Source organism: Variovorax paradoxus (assembly GCF_009498455.1).
GTDB classification, from domain to species: domain Bacteria; phylum Pseudomonadota; class Gammaproteobacteria; order Burkholderiales; family Burkholderiaceae_C; genus Variovorax; species Variovorax paradoxus_H.
Window position 1 is genome coordinate 19,175 of record NZ_CP045644.1, and the last position, 13,782, is coordinate 32,956.

Here is a 13,782-nt window from a genome sequence, read left to right on the forward strand (position 1 = left end):
CTTCAGTTCAGCTTGCCGTGGCACTGCTTGTATTTCTTGCCGCTGCCGCAGGGGCACGGGTCGTTGCGGCCGACGCGAGCAAAGGCAGCGGCTTCGGCGCTCAGGGCGCCGGTGCCGACGGCCGCGAGGCGACGCTGGTTCTCTTCGTCGACGCGCACCTCGACCTCGCCCGTCTCGGTGGGCGCGGTGTAGGTGATGTTCGAGACGTTCTCGCCGCGGCTTTCCATTTCTTCGGCCGCCTGCTCGAGCTGTTCGCCCGACTGCACGCGCACCGTCATGAGCTGGCGGGTGACTTCGTTCTTCACCGAGTCGAGCAGCTGGCCGAAGAGCTCGAAGGCCTCGCGCTTGTATTCCTGCTTGGGCTGCTTCTGCGCATAGCCGCGCAGGTGGATGCCCTGGCGCAGGTAGTCGAGCGAAGCCAGGTGTTCGCGCCAGTGGGTGTCGATGCTCTGCAGCAGCACCATGCGTTCGAACTGGGTGAAGTTCTCCTGGCCGATCAGCGTGACCTTGGCGTCGAAGCTCTCGTTGGCGTAGGCCACGATCTTCTCGACCACTTCCTCGTCGGAGATGGCTTCCGACGACTCGACCAGCTGCTTGAGCGGCATGTCGATGCCCCACTCGCTGAACAGGCTCTTCTCGAGGCCGTCGAGGTCCCACTGCTCTTCGACCGATTCGCGCGGCACGTACTGGCGCGCGAGGTCGGTGAAGCAGCCTTCGCGCAGCGCGGCGATCTGCGCCGTGAGGTCGGTCGCGTCGAGGATGTCGTTGCGCTGCTGGTAGATCACCTTGCGCTGGTCGTTCGACACGTCGTCGTACTCGAGCAGCTGCTTGCGGATGTCGAAGTTGCGCGCCTCGACCTTGCGCTGCGCGCTCTCGATGCTGCGCGTGACGATGCCGGCCTCGATGGCTTCGCCGTCGGGCATCTTCAGGCGGTCCATGATCGCCTTCACGCGGTCGCCCGCGAAGATGCGCATCAGCGGATCGTCCAGGCTCAGGTAGAAGCGCGAGGAACCGGATCGCCCTGGCGGCCCGAACGGCCGCGCAGCTGGTTGTCGATGCGGCGCGACTCGTGGCGTTCGGTCGCAATGATGCGCAGGCCGCCCAGCGACTTCACGAACTCGTGGTCCTTGGTCCATTCGGCGCGCACGTGCGCGATGTCGGCCTGCTTGGTGGCTTCGTCGCGGCCTTCGTCGGCCTCGATCGCCTCGATCATCTTCTCGATGTTGCCGCCCAGCACGATGTCGGTGCCGCGGCCGGCCATGTTGGTCGCGATGGTGATCATCTTCGTGCGACCGGCCTGCGCCACGATGTCGGCTTCGCGGGCGTGCTGCTTGGCGTTCAGCACCTGGTGCGGCAGGCCCGCCTTCTCGAGCAGGGCGTCGATGATTTCCGAGTTCTCGATCGACGAGGTGCCCACCAGCACGGGCTGGCCGCGCTCGTAGCACTCGCGGATGTCCTGGATGGCCGCTTCGTACTTCTCGCGCGTCGTCTTGTAGACGCGGTCGAGCTGGTCGTCGCGCTTGCTGATGCGGTTCGGCGGAATGATCGTGGTCTCGAGACCGTAGATTTCCTGGAACTCGTAGGCCTCGGTGTCGGCCGTGCCGGTCATGCCGGCCAGCTTGCCGTACAGGCGGAAGTAGTTCTGGAAGGTGATCGAAGCGAGCGTCTGGTTCTCGGCCTGGATCTCGACCCCTTCCTTGGCTTCCACGGCCTGGTGCAGGCCATCGCTCCAGCGGCGACCGCTCATGAGGCGGCCGGTGAATTCGTCGACGATGACCACTTCGCCCTGCTGCACCACGTAGTGCTGGTCGCGGTGGTACAGGTGGCGGGCACGCAGCGCGGCATTCAGGTGATGCATCAGCGTGATGTTGGCCGGGTCGTACAGCGACGCGCCCTCGGGAATCAGCTTCAGTTCGCCCAGGATGCGCTCGGCGTTCTCATGGCCGTCTTCGGTCAGGAACACCTGATGGGTTTTTTCGTCGACCGTGAAGTCGCCGGGCACCGTGACGCCCTCGCCCGTGCGCGGATCGGCTTCGCCTTCCTGCTTCTTGAGCAGCGGCACCACCTTGTTGATCGCCAGGTACAGGTCGGTGTGGTCTTCGGCCTGGCCGCTGATGATCAGCGGCGTGCGGGCCTCGTCGATCAGGATGGAGTCGACCTCGTCGACGATCGCGAAGTTCAGGCCACGCTGCACCCGGTCGCCGGGCTCGTAGACCATGTTGTCGCGCAGGTAGTCGAAGCCGTACTCGTTGTTGGTGCCGTACGTGATGTCGCTGCCGTAGGCGGCCTGCTTTTCCTCACGCGGCATCTGCGGCAGGTTGATGCCGACCGACAGGCCCAGGAAGTTGTACAGGCGGCCCATCCAGGTCGCGTCGCGGTTGGCCAGGTAGTCGTTCACCGTGACCACGTGCACGCCCTTGCCGGACAGCGCGTTCAGGTACACGGGCAGCGTGGCGGTCAGCGTCTTGCCTTCGCCGGTGCGCATTTCGGAGATCTTGCCGTTGTGCAGCGCCATGCCGCCGAGCAGCTGGACGTCGAAGTGGCGCATCTTCATGACGCGCTTGGAGCCTTCGCGCACGGTGGCGAAGGCTTCGGGCAGCAGGTCGTCGAGGCTTTCGCCCTTGGCGACGCGGTCCTTGAATTCCTGCGTCTTGGCGCGCAGCGCATCGTCGCTGAGCTTTTCGAACTCGGGTTCGAGCGCATTGATGCGCGTCACCGTCTTGCGATACTGCTTGAGGAGCCGGTCGTTGCGACTGCCGAAGATCTGGGTCAGGAAGTTGGTTGCCATGGGCGTGGAGAGGGGCGGGCACCTGACACGACAGGCACTGCGACCGGATTCCCTAAGATATGGTGAAAGCAGTTGGGCGCACCTTCTTCGAATGCAAGCTTGGCAAGTCTCGAAGTCGGATGGCCCCGTTCCGAACAAACGCCGACGCAAGCGTCGGCAAACCGGGCATTTTAGCTGTCTTGTTTCTAACCCTGGATTACCCATGTATCGCCGACTTCCCCCCGCCATTTCACTGCACGAAGCTGCGGCAGGCGCCCCCACCCTGGGGAGCCTGATGGCGCGCGCGCGGGACACGGCCGAGCGGCTGAAGGCCATCGAAGGGTTGATTCCGCCGGCCATGCGCGCGGCCATCCAGCCGGGGCCGGCCGAGGGCGATGTCTGGTGCCTGCTGGTCAAGGGCAGTGCCGCGGCGGCCAAGCTGCGCCAGCTGTCGCCGATGCTGGTCACGCGCCTGAAGAACCGGGGCTGGGACGTCGCGACGATCCGCATCAAGGTGTACACCGGGCGCTGAGCCCCGACCGCACACCGCTTCAAGCAACGACGGCGCGATCGGGCCAGCTCGGATCGCTCGATGCGTCGGAGGTCAGCACCAGCACGACGTGCGCATCGGCCGCGATGGTCTCGGCCTCGCGCAGTTGCCGCACCGCGCCCAGGCCCGCCGCCGCCGCCAATTCGGCGCTCACGCCGGCCGCCGTGAGCAGCCGCCGCGCCGCGCGGGCTTCGTCGTCGCCCACCACCACGGCACCGCCGCCGCTGGCCGTGGCGGCCTGCCACTGCAGATATGTGACCGTCGCGCCCGCGCTCGACAACTGCGCCGTGCGACCGGGATAGTTGCCATTGAGCGCCCCGCCCCCGAGCACGCGCGACAGCCGCGGGAACGGCTCGACCAGCCACATCCGCGGCAGGCGCGCGATGCGCCCCGCCGCCAGCAGCTCGCGAAAGCCGGCGTAGATGCCCCAGGCCATGTCGCCGCGCCCGGTCGGCACCACGACGTGGTCGGGCAGGCCGCCGTCCTGCAGGCACTCTTCGGCAATGGCCTTGTAGCCCTCCACGCCCAGCGGCGCGTTGCCGAGCGCCGGCAGGCGGTAGTTGGTCAGCGCGAAATAGCCCGGGTACTGGGAGCGCTCGCGCACGAAACCCCAGCGGCCGGTGTTGTCGGCAAACACATAACGCCGTGCGCCCAGCGCGTCGAGTTGGCGCGCGTAGGTCGCGGGCATCGCCTCGTACGTGGCCACTTCGCAGCCGAGCCCCGCCGCCCACGCGTAGTGCGCCGCCGACACCGCCGTGTTGCCCGACGACGCGAGCACCAGCGTGTGGGCGCCGGCGTCCAGCGCCTGCGCCACGCCCATCGCGGTCAGCCGGTCTTTGGGCGAGCCGGTCGGGTTGCGCGATTCGTCCTTGATGCTCAGGCGTGCCACGCCGAACTGCTGCGCCAGGTCGGGCATGTCGTGCTGTGGCGTGTTTCCCGCCGAGCGAAAAGCCCTGCAGGTACGGCATCGGCACCACGTCCGGCCCGCCGGGCCGGTAGCTCGCGCGCAGGCCGACGTGAAAGCCGGCCTGCCGGCAGGCCGGGCAGCCGTCGTTGGCCAGCGAAACCGGGTACAGCGTGTCGCAGCGCAGGCACTGCAAACCCTGCAGGCGCGGATTGCGCTCGGGCGTGAACGAGCGGCCGAGCACCCGGCCGGCCGGCCCGGCAGGAAGGTCTGCGCGGGCTCTCCGGCGGTGCGGTGAACTTGAAGTCCAGAACGGGCGATGGGGTCACGGATCGTTGACTCGTTAATAAATGTGACGGAATCTTATTCAAAATCAACCAATTTCCCGATACGGGAATTCATCCCATTGCAGTGGCTTTCAGTTTCTCTTCACTTATTTCCACGTGAACTCGTGGTTCAGCCCGATCACCACGCCGCGCGTGCCCTGCGGCCCGGTGCGCGACGTGCTGATGTCGAGGCTGATCAGCGGTGTCAGGCTGACGCGGCCGCCCACGCGCGAGGTCCACACGTCCCCGGCCCGGAGGCGCTCGGCGATCAGCGACACGGCATCGTTCAGCGCCCACTCCACCGCCAGGCCGCCGCGCGGCGCGCGCGCGCCGGTGCCCAGCGCCCAGTCGGCACCGAGGTTGGCGTGAAATTGCAGACTCTCGGTGGGCCGCCAGGTGAGCGGCACGACCAGCTGTCCACCCATGCGACCGCCGCGCCGCAGATCGGCCACTGCACCCATCGACACGGCGGCGCTGAAAGGCGCATCGGCGGCCGTGCCGGCAAAGGTCCATTTGAGTTGCGGGCCGCCCGTGACCGAGTGCACACCCTGCGCCGAGAGCCGGTCGACGTTCAGTCCCAGCTCGACTGGCCCGACCCGGCAGGCTGGCCCGACATGAAAGCCCGTCGTGACCGGCTCGGCGCCGCTGCGGCCCCACCAGGTTTCGTACTGGCACTGACCCGGATCGAGCGTGCCGGCATCGTCGACATCGAAGTGGCCGGCGGCCTGTGCGCCGAGGCCCGGCAGCGCCGCGCATGCAGCGAGCAGCAGGCGTGCGGTGCGCTTGTTGTTGTTCTTCATCTCGTGCTTCCCAGAGAGCCCTGCCTCATTCTAGGAAGCCGGAAAGTCCGCGCCATGACGCGGCGCCGCCTGCAGATCACTCAGAACTCGAACTGCGGCTGCAGCTCGCGGAGGCGCTTGATCGCCACGCCGGCCGCCGCCGTGCGCGTCTCGACGCCCAGCTTCACGTACACGCGCTCCAGGTGTTTCTTGGCCGTGGCCGGGCTGCTGCCGAGGATCTCGCCGATGTCCTTGTTGGTCTTGCCCTTGACCACCCAGTACAGCACCTCGGCCTCGCGCGCCGTGAGCTTCAGGCTCAGGCTCATGGCCTCGATCACGGCGGTGTCGGACACCTCGCGCATGACGATCATCCATTCGTCGCCGGCATCGTCTTCGCCGGTCTGGCGATGCAGCCGCAGGCTCAGGCTGCGCGCGCCCTGCGCGATGGTCAGCGCGGGCGGCTCGATGCGCGCGCGCGGGCTCCGGCGCGTGCTGGCGCAGCCAGTCGAGCACGGCCGGCGGCGTCTCGGGCGCCTGCGTTTCGCAGTAGCGCGACAGCAGGTCGCGCGCCAGCGCCGTCTGCCAGATCAGCCGCCCTCGGGCAGCCGCACCGTGATGCTCGCGTAGCCGAAGGCGTCGAGCGCATTGCGTGCCTGCCCGGCCTGGTGCGCCTCCTGTCGCGCGCGGCGGGCGCCCTGCAGATGCACGTTCATGCGCGCCAGCACCTCCTTCGGCTTGATCGGCTTGGTGACGTAGTCGACCCCGCCCGCCTCGAGCGCGGCCACGAGGTGTTCAGTCTCGGTGAGGCCCGTCATGAACACGATGGGGATGTGCGCGGTGGCCGCATCGGCCTTGAGCCGGCGCGCCACCTCGAAGCCGTCGATGCCCGGCATCATGGCGTCGAGCAGCACGATGTCGGGGCGCGCCTGCGCGGCGCGCTGCAGCGCCTGCTCGCCGTTGGTGGCGATGAGCACGGTGTAGCCCGATTCGTCGAGCGCGTCGTGCAGCACGGCGAGGTTGTCGGGCACGTCGTCGACGATCAGCACCAGGTCGCCGTGGGCGCCCTGCTGCTCACGCAGCGTGCGGGCGAGCGGTGAAGTCAGCATGGTCGGTGGAGACAAGAGAGTCATGCGGCGCCCTCGGCGGCTTCGGCCAGCGCGCGGCCCATGGCTTCGAACTGGAACTGGCGGGCCAGCGCGCGCTGGGCCTCGGTCCATGCAGCGCACTCGGGCTGCGCGGCGTCGATGTCGTCGAGCTGGTTCATGATGCCGCGAAAGTAGCCCAGGCTCACCGCTTCGTCGAGTGCACGCAGACGCGCCAGCGACGGCGGCTGCATCGCGCGCGGCGCGGCCACGGCGGGCGCAGGCCGCGCGGCGGTGTCGGTCCATGTCAAGGCGAGCCGGCGCTCCAGCCAGTCGAGCAGTTCGCTGTGGCGCACGGGCTTGACGAAGAAGTCTTCGGGCGCAATGCCCACGTCGTTGTCGAGCCCCTTGTCGAAAGCATTGGCCGAGACGATGGCCACCGACGCTTCGGCCAGCCCCAGCTTGCGCGCGCGTCGGATGGTTTCCCAGCCGTCGATGCCGGGCATCGCGAGGTCGACGAACATGGCGTCGGGCCGGTAACCCGCGGCGATGAGGTCCAGCGCGTCGTGCCCGCTGGCCGCGCTGCGCAGCTCGAAGCCCAGCGGCGCGAGCACATGGCCCAGCAGCTCGCGGTCGGCCTCCTCGTTGTCGACCACCAGCAGGCGCCGGCGCACGCCCTCGTAGCCTCGCCGTGCACGCGGTGCCGGTGCGACGCGCGCGGTGCCGGCTACCGCCTCATGCACCCGCGGCAGGAACAGCCGCACGCAGAACAGCGAGCCTTCGCCCGGCGTGCTGCGCACCTTCATCTCGCCGCCCATCAGGTCGGTCAGCATCTTCGCGATGGTCAGGCCCAGGCCCGCGCCCGGCGCCGACGACACCGCCGCGTGGCCGCGCGCAAAGGGCTCGAAGATGCGCTCGATGTCGGCGTCCGTCATGCCCGGCCCGGTGTCCTCGATCTCGATGGCGGCGAACTCGCGTGCGTAGGAAAGGCGCAAGGTCACCTGCCCCGCTGCTGTGAACTTGATCGCGTTGCCCAGCAGGTTGATGAGGATCTGGCTCACGCGCTTCTCGTCGGCGCGAACCACGTCGGGCAATGCGCCGGCCGCCTCGAAGCGAAAGCGCAGGCCCTTCTCGGCCGCCTGCAGTTCGAACATGTCGGCCAGCTCGCGCATGGCATCGGCAAAGCGCATCGGCCGCGCGTCCAGCGTGAGCTTGCCGGCCTCGATGTGGGCGATGGCCAGCGTGCCCTCGATGAGCGACAGCAGGTGCTCGCCGCCGCGCTTGATGACGGCCACCGCCTGCTGGCGGTGCGGCGGCACCGAGTGGTCTTCGCCCATGAGCTGCGCGTAGCCCAGGATGCTGTTGAGCGGCGTGCGCAGCTCGTGGCTGATGGCGCTGATGTAGCGGCTCTTAGCCTGGTTCGCGAGGTCTGCCGCGCGCCGCGCCTGGTCGGCCGCGAGCTTGGCGTGCTCGGCGATCTCACGGGCTTCTTCGGCGCTTTGCTTGGCATCCTGCAGCGCGCGGTCGGTCTCGCGGTGCAGCGCAATCTCTCGCACCAGCAGGTGGGTCTGCCGGTTCGATTCCTCTTGCGCCACCTTGCGGCTCTGGTGCGCCAGCACCAGCCACCACGCGACGATGCCCGCGATGACCAGCAGCGCCATGTAGGCCTTGAGAAACCCCGAACGCAATGAGGCCTGCTGCACGGCGGCCAGCGCCCCGGCCACGTCGGCCTGTGCCGCCAGCGCGAGCGCGCCCTCGCTCAGGGCCCGCAGCTCCTGCTGGTAGAGCACGCCGAACACCACGGCCAGCAGCGGCACGATGACCAGCATCAGCAGCAGGAAGTGCCCGAGCCCGGTGTCAAGGTAGCGCCAGCTGCGGCGCGGCAGCAGCCAGCGCAGCACGCCAGACCACTGCGCCGACAGGCTCGCGTGCGGTTTGCACAGATCGCCGCAGCGCGCATCGAGCGTGCAGCACAGCGAGCAGATCGCGCCCTGGTAGGCCGGGCAGTGCGCCATGTCGGGCCCTTCGTACTCGCGATCGCAGATCACGCAGTGCTGCACCTTCAATCGCTGGTAGCTGCCGCCGTCGTCCGACGACGATTCGACCCGCGTCCAGCGCACCTTGCGCCCGCCCGCGGCCGGCGCGAACAGCACCGAGCCGCCGGCGTCGGACGTGCGCGCGAGGTAGTACTTGCCGCCCGTGGCCCACGCCAGCAGCGGTGACGCGACCAGCGCCGTGCCGAGCGCGATCAGCGCCGAGAACGCCTGCGCCAGCGGCCCGAACACACCGAGGTGCGCCGTGATCGACAGCACCGACGCCAGCGCCATCGCACCCACACCCACCGGGTTGATGTCCCACAGGTGCGCGCGCTTGAACTCGATGCCCGGCGGCGACAGCCCCAGCGGCTTGTTGATGACCAGGTCGGCCACCACGGCCATCATCCAGGCGATGGCGATGTTGGCGAACAGCCCGAGCACGTCGCCCAGCGCCTCGAACACGTTCATCTCCATCAGCATGAAGGCGATGAGCGCGTTGAACACCACCCACACCACGCGCCCCGGGTGGCTGTGCGCCACGCGCGAGAAGAAATTGCTCCAGGCCAGCGAGCCCGCGTAGGCGTTCGTCACGTTGATCTTCAGCTGCGAGATCACCACGAACAGCGCCGTCGCTGCCACCGCCCAGCCGTAGTTCGGAAACACGTACTCGTAGGCCGCCAGGTACATCTGGTTCGGATCGACCGCGCGCTCGACCGGCACCATGTGCGTGATCGCCAGGTAGGCCAGCGCAGCCCCGCCCAGCATCTTGACCACCCCCAGCACCACCCAGCCCGGCCCGCCCGCCAGCACGCCGGCCCACCAGCGGCGCGCGTGCCCGCGGTGCGCGCCGGCATGAAGCGCAGATAGTCGGCCTGCTCGCCCATCTGCGTGATGAGCGCGATGCCGACCGTCAACGCAGCACCGAACAGGTGCAAATTGAATCCCTGCGCGCCCGGCTTCGCCCCGCTGTAGTGCGTGATACCCGCGAACGCACCAGGATCGCGCACAAGCACGAACACAAAGGGCACCACCAGCATCAGCAGCCACAGCGGCTGTGTCCACAGCTGCAGCCGGCTGATCACCGACACCCCGTGCGTGACCAGCGGAATCACCACCAGCGCGCACACCAGGTAGCCCCACACCGGCGGAATGCCCAGCGCCAGCTCGAGCGCATAGGCCATCACGGCCGCCTCGAGCGCAAAGAAGATGAAGGTGAAGCTCGCGTAGATCAGCGAGGTGAGCGTGGAGCCGATGTAGCCGAAGCCCGCGCCGCGCGTGAGCAAATCCATGTCCAGCCCGTAGCGCGCCGCGTACACGCTGATCGGCAGCCCTGCCAGGAAGATGATGAGCCCCGTCACGAGGATCGCCCAGAAGGCATTGGCGAAGCCGTACTGCACCAGCAGCGTGGCGCCGACCGCCTCCAGCACCAGGAACGACGCCGCCCCGAAGGCCGTGTTGGCCACCCGCCATTCGGACCATTTGCGAAAGCGCTGCGGCGTGTAGCGCAGCGCGTAGTCCTCGAGCGTTTCGCTCGCGACCCAGCTGTTGTAGTCGCGCCGCACCTTCACGATGCGCTGGGGCGCGTCGTCGGGAAGGAGGGGTGCGTCGGCAGGGTTCACACCGTTTCGGTGCAGCTTCCGTGCCACCGGGTACGTCATTTGGCGAACAGGGCACGACTGTTGCAAAGAGATTGCCTTGCCCATAATCACCGACCGCCACCCGACGAAGCCGCCGCCATGGAACTGACCCCGCGCGAAAAAGACAAGCTGCTGATCTTCACGGCCGCCCTGCTGGCCGAACGCCGCAAGGCACGCGGGCTCAAGCTCAACTACCCCGAAGCCATCGCGCTGATCACCGCCGCCGTGATGGAAGGCGCCCGCGACGGCAAGAGCGTCGCCGAGCTGATGAGCGAGGGCCGCAGCGTGCTCACCCGCGCCGACGTGATGGACGGCATCGCCGACATGATTCCCGACATCCAGGTCGAAGCCAGCTTTCCCGACGGCACCAAGCTCGTGACCGTCCACCAGCCGATCGTCTGAAGAACCTCCGCCACAAGAAGAAAGATCCCGCCATGCGCTTCGCAAAGACTTCCGCCCTGCTCGTCACCCTCCTGCTGCCGCTGGCCGCCAGCGCCCACACCGGCGTGGACGGCGGCGTGCACCACGGCTTTGTCACCGGCTTCATGCACCCGCTGACCGGCGCCGATCACCTCGCGGCGATGGTCGCGGTCGGCCTGTGGAGCGCGCTGGTCGCGCGCCGGGCCTGGCCCGACCTGCTGTGGGCGCCGCTGGCCTTCGCAGCCATGCTGCTCGCGGGAGCGCTGGCCGGGCTGGCCGGCGTGCAGCTGCCGGCCGTCGAGCCGATGATCGCCGCCTCGCTGCTGGTGCTGGGCCTGCTGGTCGCCACGCGCGTGCACCTGCCGGCCGGCGTTGCCATGGCCGTCGTGGGCCTGTTCGCCGTTTTCCATGGCGTGGCACACGGCCACGAGCTGGCGGGCGAACACGGCGCCGCCCTCACGCTGGCTGGCATGGTCAGCGCCACGCTGCTGCTGCACACCGCCGGCATCGCGCTGGGCTGGGCGCTGCGCCATGCCAACGCGTGGCTGCCACGCGTGGCCGGCGCTGCCGTCGTCGCCCTCGGCGCCACGCTGCTGGCCCAGGCGATCTGAGGCGGCCATGACGCCCGGCGAACTCCTCATCGACGACGGCGAGCACACGCTCAACCCCGGCCGCCGCGCGCTCACGCTGGTGGTGCGCAACACGGCCGACCGGCCGATCCAGGTCGGATCGCACTATCACTTCGCCGAAACCAACGGCGCCCTCGACTTCGACCGCGCCGCCGCACGCGGCATGCGGCTGAACATCGCCTCGGGCGCCGCGGTGCGCTTCGAGCCGGGCCAGCAGCGCACGGTCGAGCTGGTCGATTTTTCCGGCGATCGCATCGTCTACGGCTTTCGCGGCCTCGTTCAAGGGAAGCTCTGAAACATGGCCACCATCGGGCGACGCGCCTATGCAGAAATCTTCGGCCCCACCGTGGGCGACCGGGTTCGTCTCGCGGACACCGACCTGCTGATCGAAGTGGAAGCCGACTACACGCTGCGCGCCGGCGGCTACGGCGAAGAGGTGAAGTTCGGCGGCGGCAAGACGATCCGCGACGGCATGGCGCAGTCGCAGCGCACGCGCGCCCAAGGCGCCGTCGACACGGTGATGACCAACGCCCTCATCCTCGATCACTGGGGCATCGTGAAAGCCGACATCGGCCTGAAGGACGGCCGCATCGCCGCCATCGGCAAGGCCGGCAATCCCGACGTGCAACCGGGCGTGGATATCGTCATCGGCCCGGGCACCGAGATCATCAGCTGCGAAGGCACCATCGTCACCGCGGGCGGCATCGACAGCCACATCCACTTCATCTGCCCGCAGCAGATCGAGGAGGCGCTGGCCTCGGGCGTGACGACCATGCTCGGCGGCGGCACCGGCCCGGCCACCGGCACCTTCGCGACCACCGCGACGCCGGGCCCGTGGCACATCGAGCGCATGCTGCAGGCGGCCGATGCCTTCCCGATGAACCTCGGCTTTCTCGGCAAGGGCAACGCGAGCCTGCCCGATGCGCTGCACGAGCAGATCGAAGCCGGCGTCATCGGCTTGAAGCTGCATGAAGACTGGGGCACCACGCCCGCGGCCATCAGCAACTGCCTCGATGTGGCCGACGCCACCGACACGCAGGTGGCGATCCACAGCGACACGCTGAACGAATCGGGCTTTGTCGAGAACACCATTGCCGCCGTGGGCGGACGCGCCATCTGCGCCTTCCACACCGAGGGCGCGGGCGGCGGCCATGCGCCCGACATCCTGCGCGTGGTGGGCGAGGCGAACTTTCTGCCCTCGTCGACCAACCCGACGATGCCCTACACGGTGAACACGCTCGACGAGCACGTCGACATGCTCATGGTGTGCCACCACCTCGATGCCGGCATCGCCGAAGACCTGGCCTTTGCCGAGTCGCGCATCCGCAAGGAAACCATCGCCGCCGAAGACGTGCTGCACGACCTGGGCGCGATCAGCATGTTCAGCTCCGACAGCCAGGCCATGGGCCGTGTCGGCGAGGTGGTCATCCGCACCTGGCAGACCGCGCACAAGATGAAGCAGCAGCGCGGCGCGCTGCCCGAAGACAGCGAACGCAACGACAACTTCCGTGCGCGGCGCTACGTGGCCAAGTACACGATCAACCCCGCCCTCGCGCACGGCATCGCGCACGAAGTCGGTTCGATCGAAGTCGGCAAGTGGGCCGACCTCGTGGTCTGGAAGCCGGCCTTCTTCGGCGTGAAGCCCTTCACCATCATCAAGGGCGGTACCATCGCCATGGCCGCGATGGGTGACCCCAGCGCGTCGATCCCCACGCCGCAGCCGGTGCACTTCCGCCCGATGTTCGGCGCCTACGGCGGCTCGCTCGCCAAAAGCTCGCTGACCTTCGTCTCGCAGGCCGGACTGGCCGCGGGCATCAAGGAGCGCTACGGCCTGAGCAAGCACCTCAGCGCGGTGAAGAACATCCGCAACGTGCGCAAGCAGGACCTGATCCACAACGGCTACACGCCGAAGATGGAGATCGACGCGCAGACCTACGCGGTGCGCGCCGACGGGCACCTGCTGACCTGCGAGCCGGCGAAGGTGCTGCCGATGGCGCAGCGGTACTTTCTGTTCTGAATGTCAGGCGTGTTGCGACACCACGCGATCGCGAATCCATTGGGCGAAAGTTTCCTCCTCGACCTCGCCCGCAGCGAGGGCGAGCACCTGGAGCACGCACTCCTCGTCCGAGGCAGTGAACTCGAATCCGTTGAGATCGAGAAACACCTCCATCGCCACGAATGCCGTCCGCTTGTTGCCATCCACGAAGGGATGGTTGCGCGCGATGCCAAACGCGTAGCAGGCGGCCAGCGCCGCGGCATCGGGGGATTCGTACAGCGCCCGATGCTGAGGACGGCCCATCGCGGAAGCGAGCATGCCTTCGTCGCGAATTCCCGCGGGCCCGCCGTGTTCGGCGAGCTGTTCCTCGTGCACCAACGCCATGAGTTTGGCGCTGAGCCACATCCAAGGCTGGTTGGCGGCCGTCATTTAGCGAGCTCGCGCAGGACGTTGCGGCGCTTCTTCATGACGCGTCGCGCCGCTTCCATTTGCTGCTCGAATGCTTCGTCGTACGGCGTGATGTTGAAGCCGCCGTTCGAGGCCTTCGTGACGTAAAGCGTGTCGCCCTTGCCCACATTCATGCTCGACAGCAATTCCTTGGGCAGGATGACGCCAACCGAATTGCCGATCTGAGTGACTTTGATAGCGGACATGGT

The 13,782-nt window shown here is 68.1% G+C and carries 10 protein-coding genes and 2 pseudogenes; 5 read left to right on the plus strand and 7 right to left on the minus strand.

Annotation, left to right across the window (positions count from 1 at the left end; genetic code table 11):
* Positions 1–2 precede the first annotated feature (2 nt).
* Positions 3–2,788, minus strand: a pseudogene (gene secA, locus GFK26_RS34535) (preprotein translocase subunit SecA).
* Positions 2,789–2,990: 202 nt separating this feature from the next.
* On the opposite strand from secA, the gene GFK26_RS00105 reads away from it, so the two are divergent.
* The gene (locus tag GFK26_RS00105; RefSeq protein WP_056578205.1) at positions 2,991–3,299 is read left to right on the plus strand and encodes a DciA family protein; all 309 of its coding nucleotides are present in this window, start codon (positions 2,991–2,993) and stop codon (positions 3,297–3,299) included.
* 19 nt (positions 3,300–3,318) lie between these two features.
* On the opposite strand, the gene GFK26_RS00110 is transcribed toward GFK26_RS00105, so the two are convergent.
* The 4 genes and pseudogenes from GFK26_RS00110 to GFK26_RS00125 all read right to left on the minus strand — a co-directional run bounded on the left by GFK26_RS00110 (position 3,319) and on the right by GFK26_RS00125 (position 9,254).
* The gene (locus tag GFK26_RS00110; protein WP_265590119.1) at positions 3,319–4,233 is read right to left on the minus strand and encodes a pyridoxal-phosphate dependent enzyme; all 915 of its coding nucleotides are present in this window, start codon (positions 4,231–4,233) and stop codon (positions 3,319–3,321) included.
* 421 nt (positions 4,234–4,654) lie between these two features.
* On the minus strand, positions 4,655–5,347 hold the full coding sequence (locus GFK26_RS00115) for a hypothetical protein (RefSeq protein ID WP_228121856.1): 693 nt from the start codon (positions 5,345–5,347) through the stop codon (positions 4,655–4,657).
* A gap of 80 nt (positions 5,348–5,427) precedes the next feature.
* Positions 5,428–6,432, minus strand: a pseudogene (locus tag GFK26_RS00120) (response regulator transcription factor).
* Between the two features lie 20 nt (positions 6,433–6,452).
* Positions 6,453–9,254, minus strand: a complete 2,802-nt coding sequence (locus GFK26_RS00125; protein WP_416222533.1) for an ATP-binding protein — start codon at positions 9,252–9,254, stop codon at positions 6,453–6,455.
* 926 nt (positions 9,255–10,180) lie between these two features.
* Between GFK26_RS00125 and GFK26_RS00130 the strand changes: the two genes are divergently transcribed.
* Genes GFK26_RS00130 through ureC form a run of 4 tightly spaced genes read left to right on the plus strand, consistent with a single transcriptional unit; the run spans position 10,181 to position 13,147 of the window.
* A complete protein-coding gene (locus tag GFK26_RS00130) occupies positions 10,181–10,483 on the plus strand; it encodes an urease subunit gamma (protein WP_101488960.1) in 303 nt (100 codons plus the stop codon).
* Between the two features lie 32 nt (positions 10,484–10,515).
* Positions 10,516–11,112, plus strand: a complete 597-nt coding sequence (locus tag GFK26_RS00135) for a HupE/UreJ family protein (RefSeq protein ID WP_153280316.1) — start codon at positions 10,516–10,518, stop codon at positions 11,110–11,112.
* A 7-nt stretch (positions 11,113–11,119) separates the two neighbouring features.
* The gene (locus tag GFK26_RS00140; RefSeq protein ID WP_101488958.1) at positions 11,120–11,425 is read left to right on the plus strand and encodes an urease subunit beta; all 306 of its coding nucleotides are present in this window, start codon (positions 11,120–11,122) and stop codon (positions 11,423–11,425) included.
* A gap of 3 nt (positions 11,426–11,428) precedes the next feature.
* Positions 11,429–13,147, plus strand: a complete 1,719-nt coding sequence (ureC, locus tag GFK26_RS00145) for an urease subunit alpha (protein WP_153280317.1) — start codon at positions 11,429–11,431, stop codon at positions 13,145–13,147.
* Positions 13,148–13,150: 3 nt separating this feature from the next.
* Here ureC and GFK26_RS00150 read toward each other — a convergent pair whose 3' ends face one another.
* Positions 13,151–13,555 carry a type II toxin-antitoxin system death-on-curing family toxin gene (locus GFK26_RS00150; protein WP_153280318.1) on the minus strand — a complete coding sequence of 135 codons (405 nt, stop codon included), beginning with the start codon at positions 13,553–13,555 and terminating at the stop codon, positions 13,151–13,153.
* Complete coding sequence (locus tag GFK26_RS00155) at positions 13,552–13,779, minus strand: AbrB/MazE/SpoVT family DNA-binding domain-containing protein (RefSeq protein ID WP_153280319.1); 228 nt, start codon at positions 13,777–13,779, stop codon at positions 13,552–13,554. The genes GFK26_RS00150 and GFK26_RS00155 overlap by 4 nt, the downstream gene beginning before the upstream one ends.
* Positions 13,780–13,782 lie beyond the last annotated feature (3 nt).